This is a genomic window from Oceanobacter antarcticus, from assembly GCF_044962685.1.
GTDB classification, from domain to species: Bacteria; Pseudomonadota; Gammaproteobacteria; order Pseudomonadales; family Oceanobacteraceae; genus Oceanobacter; species Oceanobacter antarcticus.
Map to the genome: position 1 here is coordinate 115,629 of NZ_JBBKTX010000015.1, position 18,601 is coordinate 134,229.

The following is an 18,601-nucleotide window of genomic DNA, read 5'->3' on the forward strand; positions in this document are numbered from 1 at the left end:
CGACCCCTGCTTGTCGCTCAAATGCAATACGGGTTCCTACCAACCGGAACCCGCGTTCGCGCCTCCGTTAACAAACCGGCTAGTGTCCCCTAACAGCCGACTCTGCCAATACAAACCATTGTCATCCTTGTGCAACACCCCTGACATTTAAGTTCCACATTATGTTGCCTCCAAAACAACAAGGTGAGATGGAACGATGCAACTATTGAAACTGGTTCAGGCAATTGCCCTGGCCACGCCGTTTATGCTGGCGGGCTGTGCTGGCGATGATGGTAAAAATGGCAAAGATGGTGCCCAGGGTGAAACTGGACAAAATGGTACAAACGGCTCTACCGGATCGGCAGGGACTGCTGGTCTGGTCAGCCTGATCAAGCAAACTGAACTGCCAGAGCTGAGCGCCGAATGCTACGCCGGTGGCCTACAGGTTGACTCCGGTGTCGATCTGAACAGCGACGGCGCACTGGATGCCGACGAAATCACCGCAACCAGCTACCTGTGTAACGCCAACAAAGAGATGAACTTTGTTCGCATCGCGACGTTCCCGGTGTGTCAGCAGATTTCTGCTAGCTGTGATACCGATACCCAAACCGTGGCGGAAATCGTCGATTACAGCAAGGATGGCCTGACCCTGATCTACACCGACAGCCCAATGGAGCAGATCGGTTTTGTTGATATCAAGGATCCTGCCAACCCGGTAGCAGCAGGTACACTGGATGTCGGCGGAGAGCCAACGTCGGTGGCCGTAGTGGGCAACTATGTTCTGGTAGGGGTTAATACCTCGACAGACTTCGTTACACCTTCCGGCTCACTGACGGTCGTTGATATTGCGACCCAGACCATTGTTGCGACGATTGATATGGGCGGCCAGCCAGATTCTGTGGCTGTTAGCCACGACGGCCTGTACGCCGCCGTTGCGATCGAAAACGAACGCGACGAAGACCTGGACGACGGTCAGATTGATGTTTCGCCACAATTGCCCGCCGGTTTCCTGATGGTGGTTGATACCAGCGATAGCGACCCGGCCAACTGGACAACCACCCAGGTTGATATGACTGGGCTGGCGGATATTGCCCCCACCGACCCGGAACCAGAATACGTCGACATCAATGACAACAATATTGCCATTGTCACCATGCAGGAAAACAACCATCTGGTACTGGTTGATCTGGCAACCGCCAGCGTCATTAACCACTTCAGCGCCGGCACGGTTGACCTCGACGGTGTTGACCTGACCGAAGAAGATCCTGCCATCATCTCCCAGACCGAATCAAAACTGGATGTTCCACGCGAACCAGACGGTGTTACCTGGGTGAACAATGAACTGTTTGTGACCGCTGACGAAGGTGACATGAACGGGGGCAGCCGTACCTTCACGGTATTCAATACCTCTGGTGATGTAGTTGAATCGCTGATGATGGATCAGGTCGTGGCCATGATCGGCCAATATCCCGACGGCCGTTCCGGCAACAAGGGTGCCGAGCTGGAAAATGCTGAATACGGCAAGTTTGGTGACAACGGCTTCCTGTTCGTCAACTCCGAGCGCGCCAGCCTGGTATTTGTCTTCGACATGGCCGACCCTGCCAATCCAGAGCTGTTCCAGGTACTGCCAGCCGCGATGGGGCCTGAAGGCGTCAAGGCGATTCCTTCCCGCAACCTGCTGGTGGCCGCCAGCGAAGAAGATGATCGTGGTGGCAAGTTCCGTGGCAGCCTGAACATCTACCGCCTGGCGCAGCAAGAAGATGCCTACCCAACCATCATCTCTGAAGAACGCGCCGATGGCTCGCCGATCCCATTCTCCGCCCTGTCCGGCTTGTCTGCCGATCCATCCAATGCTGACATGCTGTGGTCGCTGGAAGACAGCTTCTATGGTCAGAACCGCGTATTTGGTATCGATATCAGCACCAAGCCAGCCATGCTGACCACCGAAATCAAGCTGCTGGACAGCAATGATATTTTTGCCGCCGTCTCAACGTCAGGAGCTGCTATCGACGCCAACAGCTTCGACGATGCTGACCTGGCTGCCATGATCAATGACGACAAGTCGCTCAATATTGACGGCGAAGGTATTGCCGTTATGACCGATGGCAGCTTCTGGATTGCTTCCGAAGGCGCGGGCACCTTCAACGATGATGCCCGCGACATCACCAAGCTGAATTTTCTCTTCCATGCCGACTCTGCTGGCGTGATCTCCGACGTCGTTACCTTGCCGGATACCCTGAATGCAGTGCAGCTGCGTTTTGGTTTCGAAGGTGTCGCCGCATACGACGGCAAGCTGTATGTTGCCTTCCAGCGCGCCTGGAACAGCGAAGCCAACCCGCGTATTGGCATTTACGACCTCACGACCCAGAGCTGGAGTTTTGTATTCTACCCACTGGATGCGGTTGAATCCCAGAATGGCGGCTGGGTCGGCTTGTCCGACATCACTTCACTGGGTGACGGCCGCTTCCTGGTGTTGGAGCGCGATAATCAGGGTGGCCCGGATGCCGCAATCAAGCGCCTGTACAAGATTGATATGACCAATATCAGCAGTGAGACCACCATCAGCAAGACATTGGTGCGTGACCTGATGGATGACCTGAAAGCCGCCGGTGGACTGGTACCTGAGAAGATCGAAGGGTCTGCCATGACCGCTTCTGGCGACGTCTACATTGTTAATGACAACGACGGTGTTGACGACAACAGCGGTGAGATCCAGCTGATCAATCTGGGTCAGCTGAATTAAACCGGTTCAAACCGCCCAAGCGGGCTTTGGCCCGCAAACATTGCCGCGAAGACATCGCATAAAAACGATAGGCATAAAAAACCCGTGCTCTCCTGAGTACGGGTTTTTTATGACAATGCGGTTTTGCCCGGTTATCGGGTTCAACAATCATCAGAGATTGACATTTACTCTGATCCGCCTCCCCTCGGTTAGCACCTCACCTTTGACCCCTTTCTTCCCTGACGGGCATTGGCCTGATGATGCTCACCGGCGGTTCAAGTGATATCAACAGAGCTAATAACGTCGCCCCCGATATAACCGTTTACCCTCACGACTATCCGACTTGGCATCCTTGCGTGTTACCGGCTCTTCGTAGGCAACGCCACGGTAAGTCCTGTGCACCAGACTCTGCTCGCCTGCCTGCTGATCCGCATCCGTGGATCGAAGTTGTCGAAAGGCAACCCCTCGATACATTTCAACCCGTGCTTCAAAACCGTCCGGTACAATCTCCTGCTGTAATCGTAAAAAAGCCTTGCGTCCGGCAACAGGCTGAGCTTCCAGAAAGGCCACCGCCGCCTGAAATAATTCGTTCCTGCTACTCGATAACGCCTCCATTACCATCTGAAAAGCAGCTTCTGTATCTTGCCGCCATTTCACCCGATTACCGGTAATCACTTCATATTTTAATGCCAGCGCAAATAATGCTTTTTCCGCTGGTGTATCTATAGCTGCAGCGTTCACGCAGTCTCTCCTGAGTTATCTACCATCCTTTTTGAGCGGTGAATCCCTGTCTGACAAACGCTCTACTACTCACTTCAGAAACGTTACTTTTTTGACAGCATTCCACCCCCCTTGCCACAAAAAACGCCGGGAATCGAACTACCTGTTACGGCTATCGATAGCGATCACTGGTTCCCCCCGAGACAAAAACCCGGCGACATGTGCGCAGATGCAGGTTTAATGCATAACGCATTGAATGAACACCACCAGATATTCGAGCCGCTGGTCGTGCTTCCCAACCACATCGGCCAGACTAACAAAGAGAACAAACAAAGGGGGTGAAAAAATAAAGTTTGACTTAACAACTAAAAAGAATTGGCCTTTTATGATCCACAAGCGGGGATTAAAAAGAACACAGAAGCAGTCAATATGACTCGTATGAGATGACACGTACTTCGGTAGCGTTATCGATAGCGGTCTGACAACCGTTACAGATACTCATTTTATAATCTTACGGTAGCCGCTTGCTGACCGACAGCGCCTGCAGGCAGGCACGTTCCGTCAATACCCTTCCGGCCGGGTTTTGATAATATCGCGGCGAAAGTACTCTTCGTAGCTCATCCAGATGGTGATCAGCAAGCCGGGCATTTCATGATTTTTCAGGGTTTGTTCCATCAACAGCAGTTGATAATCAAAAATATCGTCGCTATGAACCATCCAGTGATGGGCATGGTCAGGCCTGTCTCCAAAAAAACTCGGCTCACCACTAAACACGCGCTGATAGAAGCTGAAAACCTTTTCCCTGGAACGACGCCGGGAGATGTTTTCAAAATAAGGGGACAAAATCGGATCAGCAAAAATCTGCAGGTAGAAGTCTGCCACGATGGTGGCAAGGCGATTGTCTTCATTGAGCCAGGCCCAAAGCTCTGGTTGAGGATCCGGATAATCAGGCTGACACTCGTCATTCTCTGGCAAAGCCACCAGCGGTTGGCTTTCAAACGGATCAAACCGCATACGGCCTTCCGGAATCCCCAGCCGTAATAACTCATCGCGACTCTGATACACCGCGTCCGGGCTACCACATAAAAACCAGTAGGCATCGCAATAACGGCTGTTCAACGACGCCAGTGATGTAAACAGTTCACTACGACTTTCAAGACCGGTGTATTGCATTGAGGCACTTGCCTGTATCTCACCCGCCAGATCCCAACTGTCTGATTCGCCATACAAGCCACTCTTGCCATGGGCGACATGGAGCAGGTGTCCACCCACAGCCGCTTCACCACCATCCAGTATTTGCTGACTAATACCAGCCATGGGGGCCAATCCGGCACCAAAAGCCACCATCACCACCGTATTCATACCGTCTTCAAGGCAACAGTCACCATCCGCCAGACTGAGAGCAATGTCCGTACCCGCCGTCAACTCGTCCGTAATCCAGCGGCTGACATGGCCCTGATCATGACGACGAATATGAAACTCCAACGGCTGTCGGCGTTGCGGAGAGCAAGCCAGCGAATAGGGACGTGCCTGGCCATCTGAGTGGTAGAGCCAGACAAACTGCCCGGCCTTATAAATCACATCAACCGATGGCTGAACATGTAACTGTACAATGTCATCGGTCAACCAGCGCTTGCCAACCACCCGCCCGGTCACCGTCGTCCTTGCATAAACAGGGTTATCAGCCAGTCCAGGAGCAGGATCAAGCAGTTCGATGGAACCCTTGAGCCGTGTTTTACAAGGTAGAAAATGCCCGCTCGCCACCAGGTTAGGTGCCAGTGTTCCAGTTTTTAGCCGTTCCAGATCCGGGTCAAATGCCGTTGCCCTGATGATGCAGGCGTTACAGACACCTGCCCGGCAAGAATACTCGAGTTCAACCCCCTGACGCAGCAGGCCCGCCAGAATGGTTTCATCCTCTCGTAATTGAAAAATGCGCCCCTGATAACAAACCTCTGGCATGGCGTACTCGTTGTGCCCTATCTGACAGGGATAGTGATGAATAAACCGGAATAAGTGAACAATACACCATAAAAAACAGCGGTTTTCCATAACCCTGCTTATGACAATCTACGCTATTCCGCCACTCCACTATTCCATAGTAGTGACTTGCTGATGCACCACGGGGGCGCTCTCAATGATAGAACGCCCCTCGGAGCCTGTCGGACTTAGGCGTTCGTCGCGAGAGGAAGTCTGGTTTGAGCGTTTTTTGCGCAAAAGTGAGGCAAGATTCAGTTTTTCTGCAATAGGACAGCCCGAAGTCCGACAGGTCACGGCGAAAACGTGCTATTGGCAGACAGCGGATACAATCGAATCGTTAACCGGTCATGTTACTCACAGAGTTGTAGATGTTACGTGAGATGTAACTCAAATTCCCCCAATGGCCAGGCTTTACCATTAACCAGCAGTTCAATACCATGCACACCCGGATAATGGCGACGGGTACTCTTGTCCGTTAGCGACAGTTTTTTGCTGAGCGTCACGATTTGGCCTGGCACCAGCGTCAGCTGTTTCAGTTTAAACACCTTGGCCGAGGTACGGCCACTGGCTTTGACATAGTGCACCCGAAAATCCACCATCAGCCGCAGCGGTTCACGGGCGGATTTCGGTAATGTCAGCGTTGCCTGCAATTCCACGTCCCCACCCATCGGCACAACCCCCGGTTGAACACCAGTCTGTTCCACCCGTACGGTTTGCTCACTGTCAAACCCGAGTACCGCCAGAGCAGCGACATCGCAGCGTTTAACCGCTGAACGTAACGCATGACGTACCACCCAGCGACGCTCTGCGGATGCATCCACCATCCAGCGACGACAGACGTCCACCAGCAATTCCGGGTGATCCTTGCCAATATCATTGAGGTTATTGGCAACCGAGCGCCGTACATAAAGCTCCGAGTCGTCTTTAAGCTCTTCCAGTAACGCCAGTACCGGCGTTGGATCGCGCTGAAATTCGGGTAATCGCCGCGCCCATGGCAGACGCGGTCGCGTTCCTTCTGATACCAGCCGTCGTACATGGTAATCCGGGTCTGCGCACCAGCGTCGCAAGCAGGCCAGCGTCTCAGCCGGTCGTTGCTGAAGAAAGGTACGGATACTGAATTCGGCGGTAAAACGCCGAGTCAGTTGGTACTGGGCGGCCATTGACTCGTCAAAATGTTGCAGCCCGTACGATGCGACAAAGCAGGTATGCGGCAGGTAATAGAAAGCTGACATCGAAAAGCTGCGGGCGTCTTGCAATGGTGCACCCACAGATTGCATCAAAATGGCAATCGCCTCACCATAATCCGCTGGCAGATACTGTTGCAATACATCGGCGATCTGCTGGCCTCTGGCCATCAGATCGAGTCCTTCATAGCCCACTGACACCTGTTTCATAAAAGCACGGGAGTCAAAGTCGGGCCAGACAGCGGTGATCTGTTGCGCCAACACTTCGGCGACCTCCAGTCCATAACGATTTTTTAACGGTTCAGCCACGGTGGTCTATTGCTCCTGTAGGGATTGTTCGTTGTCTGTGGCACCAAGTGGCACAACAATTGGCACCGAGTAAGTTTGCGAGCAGATAGCAGCACCATATTTTCCCAATAACACGACAGATCGTTGATAAGAAACGTCTTATTCAATGCCATGCAATCATGATAGCCAAGCAGAGAATTGCATCTGTCACAATTATCCAGCAGCATGACGACAGCATACTAACGAGAAGGAAGGATCGAAATTATGGCTATTCACCCGGATGCCGGAAAAGTCGCGCCACGCGCCAGCCTGGTTAACGTACCTGCCCTGATGGCAGCTTACTACCGCCAGCAACCAGACATCGTGAATAACCCGGAGCAAAAGGTTGCCTTTGGGACTTCTGGCCATCGTGGTTCCGCGTTTAACACCACGTTTAACGAAAACCATATTGCTGCCGTGTGTCAGGCCATTGCCGAATATCGGGCCGAAGCCGGTGTTAAAGGTCCCCTGTATCTGGGTAAAGACACACATGCGCTCTCGGAAGCAGCCTTTGGTACAGCGATGGAAGTACTGGTTGCCAACGATGTGCGCGTTCGTATTCAGGATGGCGATGGCTACACCCCGACACCGGTGATTTCACACGCCATCCTGACCCATAACCAGGATGCCGATGCCGACGATATGGCCGACGGCATCGTCATAACGCCCTCCCATAATCCTCCAGAAGACGGTGGCATCAAATACAACCCGGCCATGGGTGGCCCAGCCGATACCGATATCACCAGCTGGATTGCCAACCGCGCCAACGAGTTGTTAGCCAATGATCTGGACGAGGTTGAGTGGATACCGGCAGAAGATGCCAACGAAAGTAACCTGGTGGAAGACTTCGACTATATCAGCCACTACGTCAGCGACCTCGGCAACGTGGTGGATATGGCCGCAATTGCCAAGGCCGGTATCCGGATTGGGGTTGACCCCATGGGCGGCTCTGGTCTGCACTTCTGGAAGCCAATTGCGGAAAAATACAAACTCGACATCACGGTCGTCAACGATGCCATTGACCCGACCTTCAGCTTTATGTCGCTGGACAAGGACGGCCGCATTCGTATGGACTGCTCCTCGCCGTACGCCATGACCAACCTGCTGGCCATGAAAGACCAGTTTGATATCTCTGTGGGTAACGACCCGGATTACGACCGTCACGGTATCGTCTGCCCCTCTTCTGGCCTGATGAATCCGAACGCCTACCTGGCCGTTGCCATTGAATATCTGGCCACTCACCGACCGGACTGGCCGCAGAATGTGAAATTCGGCAAGACGCTGGTGTCTTCCGCCATGATCGACCGGGTGGTCAATGGCCTCGGGCGTGAGCTGTGTGAAGTACCCGTCGGTTTCAAATGGTATGTGGAAGGCATGTTCAAGGGTGACATGGCCTTTGGCGGTGAAGAAAGCGCCGGGGCTTCGTTCTTGCGTAAGGATGGCAGCGTCTGGACGACCGACAAGGATGGCATCATCATGGCGCTGCTGGCGGCTGAAATCCTGGCCGTTACAGGGAAAGACCCGCAACAACTGTACGAAGAGCAAGTCGCCCGTTACGGCCGTCCCTACTACAAGCGTATCGATGTTCCCTGTGCCGCTGAGCAAAAAGCCGTATTGTCTTCACTGAGTGCGGACGCCGTTCAGGGCGATACTCTGGCAGGCGATGCCATCACCCGTATTCTCACCACGGCACCGGGTAACGGTGCTCCGATTGGTGGCCTCAAGGTAGAAACAGCCAACGGCTGGTTCGCGGCCCGCCCTTCCGGCACCGAGAATGTCTACAAAATCTATCTGGAAAGCTTTGTCTCTGAAGCCCATATCGATCTGCTGGAAGCCGATGCCAAAGCATTGGTCGATTCCGTTCTTGGCTAGTCTGCCCTGACGGCTAACGGCGGTTTGCCTCACAACCGCCGTTACTTTTCCGCCGTTAACAACACTCCTGTTCCAGCTGCCACAACAATGCCAGCGCCGCGTCGTCGTCACAGCTTTCAAGGTAACTGTACAAGCTATTCATCTGCGCACCAATAAAATACAAATTATCCTGATTCATCGCAGCCTGCTGTTCGCGCTTTTGCTGGAAGTAGCTCTGCCAGCGCGTATCACCATCGCCCGTGGCCAAATGGTTTTCCAGCATGGCCAGCAGCCGATTGGCATTGCCATCGCAATCAATGCCGCAGAAACTCACATAACGATCAAGAGGATCCCGATCGACCTTATCGGTGGCGCTGGTGGGCGTAGTATCGGATGCGCGGATATTCATAATATTCAACCTCATTATTGTGTTAGTCAGATAACAAGGTAATCGCTGTGCTTGCCTGATTCTGTCAGCCAGCTGACAGTGCGGAAACCAGGGTCACGGATGCAGGCCTACGGAAAACAATGTTGCTGGGGAGCTAATCAGGACACGCTTGCCAGCTGTTGCAGCCGCAGCGTATCCAGTAGTGTTAAATGCTGACGATCCGGACGCGCCACAATGCCATCGCGGATCATCCGGTTTAGCAACGTCGACAAGGTCTGACGCGATGTACCCAACAGGCTGGCCAGCAGCTCCGTTTGACCGGTCAGTTCGATGGTCTGGCGCTGCTGCGTACTTTCTTCCAGCAACAGATAACGTGCCAATCGCGATTCCACCGAGCGAAATGCCAAGTCTTCGATCAGACTGGTCGCCTGCTGTAGCATCTGCCCCACTTCCCGCATGGCGGTAATGGCAATTTCCGGCGCTTCCACAATCAACAGGGTGAGCTGCTCGATCGGCCAGCTGGTAATGGTTGTGGGTTCAAGCGTTTCAACCCAAGCACGGGTATGTGTCACGTAAATACTGCCAGGCTTGAGACAGCCCAGCGTCAACTCCCGATGCTCCGCCGAGAGGCAAATACGGGCACTGCCACTGTTCAGCAGAAAGACCCGGTTATGGGTCATACCCGGCCGGCAGATCATCTCGCCGCTGTCGTAGCGATTCTGCCGCCCAGCAGGCAAGCGTTCCAGCCAGTCGCGCCCTGCGCCATGACCAGGACAATGCGGTGGATGGCCATCAGAAATTTTCGTCACCATCCTCCAGCGCCTTGTCTTCCATCAAACTGAATTCCATCATGGGCTTACCATCCGTCCCGATTTTCTCTTCATTCGCCATCGAACCACCGTTTTCGGCCAACTTGATCCGTAAGCGTAAATTATTCGCTGAATCAGCGTTTTTTAACGCGTCATCCAATGTAATACGCCCTTCGCGGTAGAGATTAAACATCGCGGCATCGAAGGTTTGCATCCCGAGGTTTTCAGACTTCTCCATGACTTCTTTAATGCTCGGGAAGTCGCCCCGCATAATCATATCTTCGATGGTTTTGGTACCCAACATGACTTCTACCGCCGCACAGCGTTTGCCATCCGAGGTAGGGATCAACCGCTGTGACACAAATGCCCTCAGGTTCTGCCCCAGCCCCATCAGCAGCTGCGGACGACGTTCTTCCGGAAACATATTGATGATCCGCTCCAGCGCCTGGTTGGCGTTGTTGGCGTGCAGGGTAGAAATCGCCAGGTGACCGGTTTCTGCGAAGGCTAACGCATGTTCCATCGTTTCCCGATCCCGAATCTCTCCAATCAAAATTACATCCGGGGCCTGGCGCAGGGTATTTTTAAGGGCGGCATGGAAACTTTTGGTATCGGTGCCGACTTCACGTTGATTAACAATACACTTTTTGTGTTTGTGGACAAATTCCACCGGGTCTTCGATGGTAATGATATGACCACCAGCGCTGGCATTCCGGTGATCAATCAAGGCTGCCAGCGAGGTCGACTTACCCGAGCCAGTACCACCCACAAACAGGATCAGACCACGCTTGGACAACACCACGTCTTTCAGAATAGGCGGCAGCTTCAGCTTGTCGAGATTAGGAATTTCGGTGTTGATATTACGCGCCACAATCGACACTTCGTGGCGTTGTTTGAAAATATTGATCCGGAATCGGCCAGCACTGTTCGAAATCGCCAAATTCATTTCCATTTCTTCGGCAAATTCTTTTTTTTGTGCATCTGTCATCAGCGATTTGGCTATTTCTTCAACGTCACCGGGACCCAGCGGATCCTTCGACAATGGACGTAATTGCCCCTGAAATTTGGCACAAGGCGGTGCCCCGGTACTGAGGTACAAATCAGAACCATCTTTATGGGACAAAATATTCAGCCAGGCTTCCATACTCATAAAACGTTTATCTCCAGCTATCTATATATGAACGAACGTCTGGTCGCGATTAGCTTACTGCAGCTTGGTGACAGGCCGCGACTGTATTATGAGAGTCGGCGAAAATGTCAGCTCACCCACCTGTGAATGTGATCCAGTTCACAATCACAAATGGGTGATTCCCCTATCTCTCTGCCAGATTGTTACTGACATACCGCAACATAACGGCAGCTGTTGATCCAGCAACTATCAACGGTGTCACTCCAACAGGTATTATTTGAGAGATTCGCCTCCCTTTCACCGTCTCTGGAGAACACCATGTACATCGCCATGAACCGCTTTCGTATCAAACCCGGTTGTGAGCAGGACTTTATCGATATTTGGAAAAACCGCGAAACCTTCCTTGAAGAAGTACCCGGTTTTACTTCTTTTAACTTGCTGAAGGGTCCAACCACGACAGAGCAGGTCTTGTTTGCTTCCCATTCGGTGTGGGAATCCCAGCAGGCATTTGAAGACTGGACCAAGTCTGAAGCTTTCCGCAAGGCACACGCCAATGCCGGAGGCACACGTAAGGATATCTATATAGGGCCACCGCAGCTGGAGTGTTTTGAGGTGGTGCTATAACGTTTCTTAACATGACAGAACCCCAAAAGGCGCCGGAGCGCCTTTTTTGTCTGGTCGGCAACGGCAAATATCATCCATCGTCGCTGGTAGAGCCGATTTTGTGAATCGACAAATCCGCACCATTAAACTCTTCTTCTTCGGTCAGCCGCAGACCTGCCACAACCTTAACCAGACCATATACAATAAAGCCGCCGCCAACCGCCACCAGAACGCCAGCCAGCGAACCAATAACCTGGGCAGTAAAACTGACGCCTCCCAATCCACCCAGCGATTCCGCCCCGAAAACACCCGCCGCAATACCACCCCACAAACCACACAGACCATGTAAGGGCCATACACCAAGGACATCATCAAACTTGCTGAAACGGTTCTGGGCCAGAGTAAACACAAAGACAAACAATGCCCCGGCAACCCCACCAACCAAGAACGAGCCGATCGGGTGCATAATATCCGAGCCAGCACATACCGCCACCAACCCCGCCAGCGGGCCATTGTGAATAAAGCCAGGGTCATTTTTACCGACGACCATGGCCACCAGGGTACCGCCAACCATCGCCATCAGACTGTTCACGGCCACCAAACCGGAAATACCGTCAATCGTCTGGGCTGACATCACATTAAAACCGAACCAACCCACAGTCAGAATCCAGGCGCCCAATGCCAAAAAAGGAATGTTGGATGGCGCAAACGCCACGACACGACCATTGCGGTAACGTCCATTACGCGAACCCAACAAGTAAACCGCAGCAAAGGCAATCCAGCCTCCCACACCATGCACAACGACAGAACCGGCAAAATCGTGAAACGCGGCACCAAACTGACTCTCCAGCCAGTCTTGAAAGCCATAATTGCCATTCCAGATCATCCCTTCAAACACGGGATAGACAAATGCCACGGTCAAGCCAGACCCAATCAGGAACGGATAAAATTTGGCACGCTCGGCAATGCCGCCTGAGATGATGGCAGGAATAGCCGCAGCAAAGGTCAGCAGAAAGAAAAATTTGACCAACTCATAGCCATTGTTGGCTGCCAGGGTATCTGCGCTGGCAAAGAAGTGATTGCCGTAAGCAATTTGATAACCGATAAAAAAATATGCCAGTGTCGAGATACCAAAATCGGTAAGAATTTTAACCAGGGCATTTACCTGGTTTTTATGACGAACCGTCCCGACTTCGAGAAAAGCAAACCCCCCATGCATTAGCAGCACCATAATGGCACCCAGCAAAATAAACAGCGTATTGGTACCAGACATCAGTGTTTCTACGGCACTGTTAACACCGTGCAAATCCAGATTCCCCACGAGAATTCCCCTAATCGTTTACTCAGGTATTGACCGATAGACGCTATCGAGCAATGGCACCAAAATGGCGCTTCATATATTCAAGGAGATTGGAAAAGCAGGATTCATACCAAATTGTCAACTTTGACACAATTCAATATGATAATTTGCGCCATTACAGAGCAATATGGAAACTATAGGCACCAGCGCTGTGCGTAAATAATAAGTATTCAGTCTTTAAGTGAGGAAGTTAAGCTTTTTATAAGTGCCAAAGAAGAAAAAAATGTATCATTTCCGTGCAAAAATAAGACAAGAGCACCAGTTAAGTGCAAAGAAAAGATAAAACCTTGCATCGAACAAACAGACAATAAACCTGATATCCCCCTACAACATCTTGTAGGAGATCTTGTAGGGGTGGATCGATGACAGCGGAGAGCAATTGATTCCTTCACCGTATGGCTACAAAAAACTACTCAGCCATCTGAATATGGAAGCAATGATGAATATTCGGACGACGTGAATAATCAAAAGGAACAGACCATTTACTGACATTGCGGATACTGAGTCCACTCAACGCTTCTTCCTCGATGGCAAACTTGCGCAGATTGGTCGAAAAGATCAACGTTCCCCCCGGCTTAAGGCAAGCAACCGCCTGCTGAATCAACAGCACATGATCACGCTGGATATCCAGCACCCCTTCCATCCGTTTGGAGTTGGAGAAGGTCGGTGGATCCATGAAAATCAAGTCATACTGTTGTGAGCAGTCTGCTAGCCATTGCAGCGCATCAGCCTGCACAAATTCGTGTTTACTGGTATCAATGCCATTCAGATCGAAATTTTCCCGCCCCCAACCCAGATAGGTACGCGACATATCCACACTGGTGCACACAGCACCGGCTTCTGCAGCATGAACACTGGCAGTCGCGGTGTAACAGAACAGGTTCAGGAACGACATACCTGGCTGTGCTACAGCCCGCTTGGCTATTTCCAGACGGGTCGGGCGATGATCCAGAAACAGACCGGTATCGAGATAATCCTTCAGGTTCACCCAGACTTGCACTCGACCTTCCATGGTCGGAAAACGGTGCCGAATCAGGCCATCACTGGAACGTTTTTCATACTGCCGTTTGCCACTTTGACGTTCACGACGCTTGAGTACAATATGGTCAGCAGGAATACCTGTGACTTCAGGCAGCACCGCCAGCACATCCAGTAACCGTCGCTCGGCCTTAGCCTCCTCAATCGTTTTCGGTGGTACATATTCCTGTACATGTAACCATTCAGCTCCGCTCTGGCTAGTACCCTGCTGACCAGACACTTTGGCAGCATCAATGTAGCAGTCGATGGCTACGGCGTATTCCGGCAAATCCTGATCGTACATCCGATAGGAGGATACCGACTCCCGTTTGGCCCATTTCTGTACCGGCTTGAGGTTTTTCTTCAGGCGGTTGGCAAAGGCTTCCACCGGGCCACGAATCATCGACATTTTGGGGAGAGATGAGCGCTCATCGGCAGCGCCAAACACCAACAGCTTGGTTTCGATCTGGCCATTAACCAAATTATATTGCTTATCTAACGGTCGTCTTATAACCCGTGAAAGATCGGTATTACCGGTGAATACCGCGAGTTTCCATTCCGGCATTTGCATGGTGGCATCGTGGAATTGCTGATACAGAGGAGCCAGTTGCGGCAACTCACTCAGACGTTCACCGTAAGGCGGGTTACAAATCACCATCCCCCCTTCTTCAATCACATCCTTGCTTACCCGTAACTGATCAATCGAACGACGCTCCAGGTGAATATGAGCAGCCAGCCCAGAACGTGACAGGTTGGCCGTCGCCGCTTCCAACTGTCTGGCATCGATATCGAATCCATAAAAACGGCTGTTCATGGCCTCCAATCCAGCAGTACGCCGTAATCGTGCTTCATCGACCAGTGACAGCCACAGCTTGCGGTCGTGGCCGCGCCAGTGCTCAAAGCCATGCTGCTGACGATTCAGGCCAGGCGCAATATCTGCTGCCATCAATCCGGCCTCGATCAACAAGGTGCCCGAGCCGCACATGGGATCAACCAAGTGTTTGCCTGCCGCCGCCAGCGCTGGCCAACCGGCCCGTACCAGCAATGCTGCTGCCAAGGTTTCTTTTAACGGTGCCAGGCCAGGCTGCAAACGGTAACCACGACGATGCATTCCTGAACCACTAAAGTTGTAATATAAGGCCAGTTTGCCTTTACGCAGCTGAGCTTCAATCCTCACATCAGCGTTTTTATCCACGTTGGGACGGGTGCCAGTATCCAGACGAAAGCGGTCAACAATGGCGTCCTTGATTTTCTGGGCACCAAACTGGGTGTTATTAATGAAATCCGTTCGGCCATGGAAGTCGATTCGGAAGGTCGATGACGGCGAAAAAACGTGCGTCCAATCAACTTGGCGCGTTTCTTCATATACTTGGTCGACATTGCTAACCTGACTTTCATGCACTGGTAACAGTATTCGGCTAGCCAGTCGAGACCATAAACAAACCCGATAAGCCGTCTCCAGGTCTGCTTTCCAATGCACCCCCAAATGGGTTTCTCGCTCCACCTCTCCACCCAACTCATTGATTTCATTGGATAAGATGGATTCAATTCCTTTACTGCAACTGGCCAGCCAGTGATAGATAGTAGATGAGTCTAGATTTTGCATAGTCAGGTTGGCCTATTCTTTCAAATAGCGTATAGCTACAAGAGGTTGTCATTTTATAGAAATAAATTCGTTAACAGACCGACCTTCAACGCGCTACAACTGTAGCTGTCGCTGAGGGGGATCGTCTTGAACTGAACGACCAGCAGCGATATTTGTTTAATAAGCGAGGATGCATCGTATGAAAAAACAGAAACGCGATCTGCAAGAACGAGCTTTTTCCCGCGGCTATCGTGCCGGTATTGAACGTCGATCCAAAGATCTGGCTCCGCCAGAAGGAGCGATGAGGGATGCCTGGTTGTCCGGTTGGCGCTCTGGTCGCTCAGATCACTGGGATGGTTATACAGGCGTTTCTGGTATTCATCGTATGGTCGTTTGACCACTTAACACCCCGAATTCCTGGCCATATGTGGCCCACCCTTTTATCCTAAGCCTCCTCACCAGGGAGGTCAGGCCCCGCAAGCGGGGCCTTCTTTTTCTGGACAACCTCTACAGGCTATTTACTAGGTACCTGAAAACAAGTCTAACGATTGTTCGCTACCGCCTCAACGGCTTCACGAATCAACTCTGGCCCACGATAAATGAAGCCACTGTAAATCTGCACCAGCTGGGCACCCGCCTTGATCTTGTCAATAGCGCCCGCACCGTCAGCAATGCCACCAACACCAATCACTGGAATACGACCAGCAAGTGCTTTAGTCAGATTCTCCAGCACTTCGGTGGCTTTTTCTTCCAGCGGAGCACCACTCAACCCACCTTGCTCGTTGGAGTGTCTACAACCTTCAACACCGGTACGATCCAAAGTGGTGTTGGTGGCAATCACACCATCCATACCACAATCCACTAATGCGTTTGCGACCAGTGCCACTTCGTCGGTATTCATGTCTGGTGCGATTTTGACAAAGATTGGCTTGTAACCAAAGGATTCTGCCAACGCCCTTTGCTTCACTTTGAGCGGCTGCAGCAGTTCTTTCAAGGCATCACCATACTGCAAGGTTCGAAGCCCAGGTGTATTGGGAGAGGAAATATTCACAGTAATATAAGAGGCGTACGGATACACTTTTTCCAGACAGATCAGGTAATCATCGACTGCATTTTCTACTGGCGTATCAAAGTTTTTGCCGATATTGATACCCAGTATCCCGCGGAAACGGGCAGCCTTGACCCGTTCAATCAGGTAATCCACGCCTTTGTTGTTAAATCCCATACGGTTAATGATCGCCTGACGCTCGGGTATACGGAACAGGCGAGGCTGTAAATTTCCAGGTTGCGAGCGAGGAGTGGTCGTACCAATCTCAATAAAACCAAAGCCAAGTCGCGCCAAGGCATCGATATAATCGCCATTTTTGTCCAGGCCTGCGGCCAAACCAACCGGATTAGGAAATTCAATACCGGCCACGGTAACAGGCTCATCCTTCACTTCTGGCACTAACCACGACAATATTCGTAGTCTCTCTGCCGCGCCCAGTAAATCCAGACTGAGTTCGTGAGCAGTTTCAGCACTAAGACTGAATAATAATGGGCGGAAGGTGCTGTACCAATCCATATAAAACCTCGTAGACAAATCTCAACGCGAGTCAAAACCAAGCCGCCAGCCGCTTTGGATAACGGATCAGGGCTTCCCTGAGAAGTTGGTAAATGGGCGTAATTATACGCCAGGCAGCTCGACAATGCGCTGAAACTTGCCTTCGTCATCCGTATCAATAGCAAACTGACCGTGAATACCATCATGGCGAATCACATGGCGCAACACACCCGCAGGAAAACGTATCATTCGGCCATCTAAAGCTCGTGCCTGTACCACCAGTACAGAACCCGAGTAGTAGCCCTGACAATCATCGGCAGAGAGATGAAGGTCTAATACAATTCTTGGCATAAAATACAACAGCCGACAGCTAGGATTAATGAATGTAATACGACTTAAAATAGAGAAAACGACAGATTGGGGATTTTGAATTGCTAGGTATTCGACCTATAAGACCCAGTTAATGGGCAGCTGCCCTTGCTGACTCAGATACTGATTGATCGTCGAAAACTGCCTCTGACCAAAAAATCCCCGATGCGCGGATAGCGGTGATGGATGCACTGATCTCAACACCAGATGTTTATTCTGATCAATCATGGCACCTTTCTTCTGCGCATAACTACCCCAAAGTACAAATACCAGTCCTTCGCGCCGTTCATTCAGTATTCGAATGGCTGCATCGGTAAACTGCTCCCAGCCTTTTTTCTGATGAGAGCCAGCACTGGCTTGCTCAACCGTCAGAGTGGCATTCAACAACAAAACACCCTGATCTGCCCAAGGTGTCAAATCACCGCTGCCACTCATCGGAATGCCGAGGTCGGCCTCGATCTCTTTGAAAATATTCCCCAGTGACGGTGGTAAACGAATACCGTTTTGTACAGAAAAGCTCAGACCATGGGCCTGGCCAGGGCCATGGTAAGGATCCTGTCCGATAATCACCACGCGTACTTGATCAAATGGGGTGTGATTAAACGCATTAAAAATAAGTGGTCCCGGTGGGTAGATGATTTTTCCAGCCGCTTTTTCTGCTTTTAAAAACACCCGTAACTGTCGCATATAAGGTTGCTCCAGCTCATCGCCGAGAACCTGCTGCCAAGATGGGTGAAGGGCGCCAGCTTTAGGCATAAAAAGCCTTATATCAAAAAAGAATCAGACCCAAAATTATAGCCTGCTCCTATCGATAAACCCAGTCCCGTGATAAAGAACCAGCGCCGGGTTCAAGATGGGATTACCGGTCGCTTACCTTGGACAAGTATCCTGACATCAAGAAGTGACTTTCAGTAAGACATAACGTAAAAAACCCCGCCCTGCAGCGCAGGACGGGGTGTTCTGTTTAAGAGCTTGACGATGACCTACTCTCACATGGGGAGACCCCACACTACCATCGGCGATGCTGCGTTTCACTTCTGA

At 51.6% G+C, this 18,601-nt stretch carries 15 protein-coding genes; 4 read left to right on the plus strand and 11 right to left on the minus strand.

From position 1 onward, the window contains the following. Positions 1 to 196: 196 nt before the first annotated feature. The gene (locus tag WG929_RS13185; protein ID WP_416206400.1) at positions 197 to 2,722 is read left to right on the plus strand and encodes an esterase-like activity of phytase family protein; all 2,526 of its coding nucleotides are present in this window, start codon (positions 197 to 199) and stop codon (positions 2,720 to 2,722) included. Between the two features lie 273 nt (positions 2,723 to 2,995). On the opposite strand, the gene WG929_RS13190 is transcribed toward WG929_RS13185, so the two are convergent. The 3 genes from WG929_RS13190 to WG929_RS13200 form a co-directional block, all read right to left on the minus strand. Then, positions 2,996 to 3,442, minus strand: a complete 447-nt coding sequence (locus WG929_RS13190; RefSeq protein ID WP_416206401.1) for a hypothetical protein — start codon at positions 3,440 to 3,442, stop codon at positions 2,996 to 2,998. Positions 3,443 to 3,982: 540 nt separating this feature from the next. After that, the gene (locus tag WG929_RS13195; protein WP_416206402.1) at positions 3,983 to 5,380 is read right to left on the minus strand and encodes a 2Fe-2S iron-sulfur cluster-binding protein; all 1,398 of its coding nucleotides are present in this window, start codon (positions 5,378 to 5,380) and stop codon (positions 3,983 to 3,985) included. 389 nt (positions 5,381 to 5,769) lie between these two features. After that, positions 5,770 to 6,891 (minus strand): DNA alkylation repair protein, encoded by a 1,122-nt coding sequence (locus WG929_RS13200; protein ID WP_416206403.1) that lies wholly within the window; start codon positions 6,889 to 6,891, stop codon positions 5,770 to 5,772. Positions 6,892 to 7,134: 243 nt separating this feature from the next. Between WG929_RS13200 and pgm the strand changes: the two genes are divergently transcribed. Beyond that, positions 7,135 to 8,781: a phosphoglucomutase (alpha-D-glucose-1,6-bisphosphate-dependent) gene (gene pgm, locus WG929_RS13205; protein WP_369854882.1), complete on the plus strand. Its 1,647-nt coding sequence runs from the start codon at positions 7,135 to 7,137 to the stop codon at positions 8,779 to 8,781. Between the two features lie 55 nt (positions 8,782 to 8,836). On the opposite strand, the gene cowN is transcribed toward pgm, so the two are convergent. The 3 genes from cowN to WG929_RS13220 form a co-directional block, all read right to left on the minus strand. After that, positions 8,837 to 9,169, minus strand: a complete 333-nt coding sequence (gene cowN, locus WG929_RS13210; protein ID WP_416206404.1) for a N(2)-fixation sustaining protein CowN — start codon at positions 9,167 to 9,169, stop codon at positions 8,837 to 8,839. Positions 9,170 to 9,306: 137 nt separating this feature from the next. After that, the gene (locus tag WG929_RS13215; RefSeq protein WP_416206405.1) at positions 9,307 to 9,960 is read right to left on the minus strand and encodes a Crp/Fnr family transcriptional regulator; all 654 of its coding nucleotides are present in this window, start codon (positions 9,958 to 9,960) and stop codon (positions 9,307 to 9,309) included. After that, positions 9,941 to 11,104 carry a PilT/PilU family type 4a pilus ATPase gene (locus WG929_RS13220; RefSeq protein ID WP_416206406.1) on the minus strand — a complete coding sequence of 388 codons (1,164 nt, stop codon included), beginning with the start codon at positions 11,102 to 11,104 and terminating at the stop codon, positions 9,941 to 9,943. Before WG929_RS13220 ends, WG929_RS13215 begins: the two co-directional genes overlap by 20 nt. Before the next feature lie 297 nt (positions 11,105 to 11,401). Here WG929_RS13220 and hmuQ point away from each other — a divergent pair, with 297 nt between their 5' ends. After that, positions 11,402 to 11,707 carry a heme-degrading protein HmuQ gene (gene hmuQ / locus WG929_RS13225; RefSeq protein ID WP_369854886.1) on the plus strand — a complete coding sequence of 102 codons (306 nt, stop codon included), beginning with the start codon at positions 11,402 to 11,404 and terminating at the stop codon, positions 11,705 to 11,707. Positions 11,708 to 11,777: 70 nt separating this feature from the next. On the opposite strand, the gene WG929_RS13230 is transcribed toward hmuQ, so the two are convergent. After that, complete coding sequence (locus tag WG929_RS13230) at positions 11,778 to 12,992, minus strand: ammonium transporter (RefSeq protein WP_416206414.1); 1,215 nt, start codon at positions 12,990 to 12,992, stop codon at positions 11,778 to 11,780. A gap of 463 nt (positions 12,993 to 13,455) precedes the next feature. Beyond that, a complete protein-coding gene (rlmKL, locus tag WG929_RS13235) occupies positions 13,456 to 15,669 on the minus strand; it encodes a bifunctional 23S rRNA (guanine(2069)-N(7))-methyltransferase RlmK/23S rRNA (guanine(2445)-N(2))-methyltransferase RlmL (RefSeq protein WP_416206407.1) in 2,214 nt (737 codons plus the stop codon). A gap of 178 nt (positions 15,670 to 15,847) precedes the next feature. On the opposite strand from rlmKL, the gene rmf reads away from it, so the two are divergent. Next, positions 15,848 to 16,045, plus strand: coding sequence for a ribosome modulation factor (gene rmf, locus WG929_RS13240; protein ID WP_369854888.1), 198 nt, complete (start codon positions 15,848 to 15,850; stop codon positions 16,043 to 16,045). A 144-nt stretch (positions 16,046 to 16,189) separates the two neighbouring features. Here the strand turns inward: rmf and WG929_RS13245 are convergent, their stop codons facing one another. From WG929_RS13245 to ung, 3 genes are all read right to left on the minus strand, one after another. After that, complete coding sequence (locus WG929_RS13245; protein WP_416206408.1) at positions 16,190 to 17,212, minus strand: quinone-dependent dihydroorotate dehydrogenase; 1,023 nt, start codon at positions 17,210 to 17,212, stop codon at positions 16,190 to 16,192. A 102-nt stretch (positions 17,213 to 17,314) separates the two neighbouring features. Continuing rightward, the gene (locus tag WG929_RS13250; protein WP_416206409.1) at positions 17,315 to 17,542 is read right to left on the minus strand and encodes a DUF2835 domain-containing protein; all 228 of its coding nucleotides are present in this window, start codon (positions 17,540 to 17,542) and stop codon (positions 17,315 to 17,317) included. A gap of 96 nt (positions 17,543 to 17,638) precedes the next feature. Beyond that, positions 17,639 to 18,316, minus strand: a complete 678-nt coding sequence (ung, locus tag WG929_RS13255; protein ID WP_416206410.1) for a uracil-DNA glycosylase — start codon at positions 18,314 to 18,316, stop codon at positions 17,639 to 17,641. Between the last annotated feature and the right edge of the window lie 285 nt (positions 18,317 to 18,601).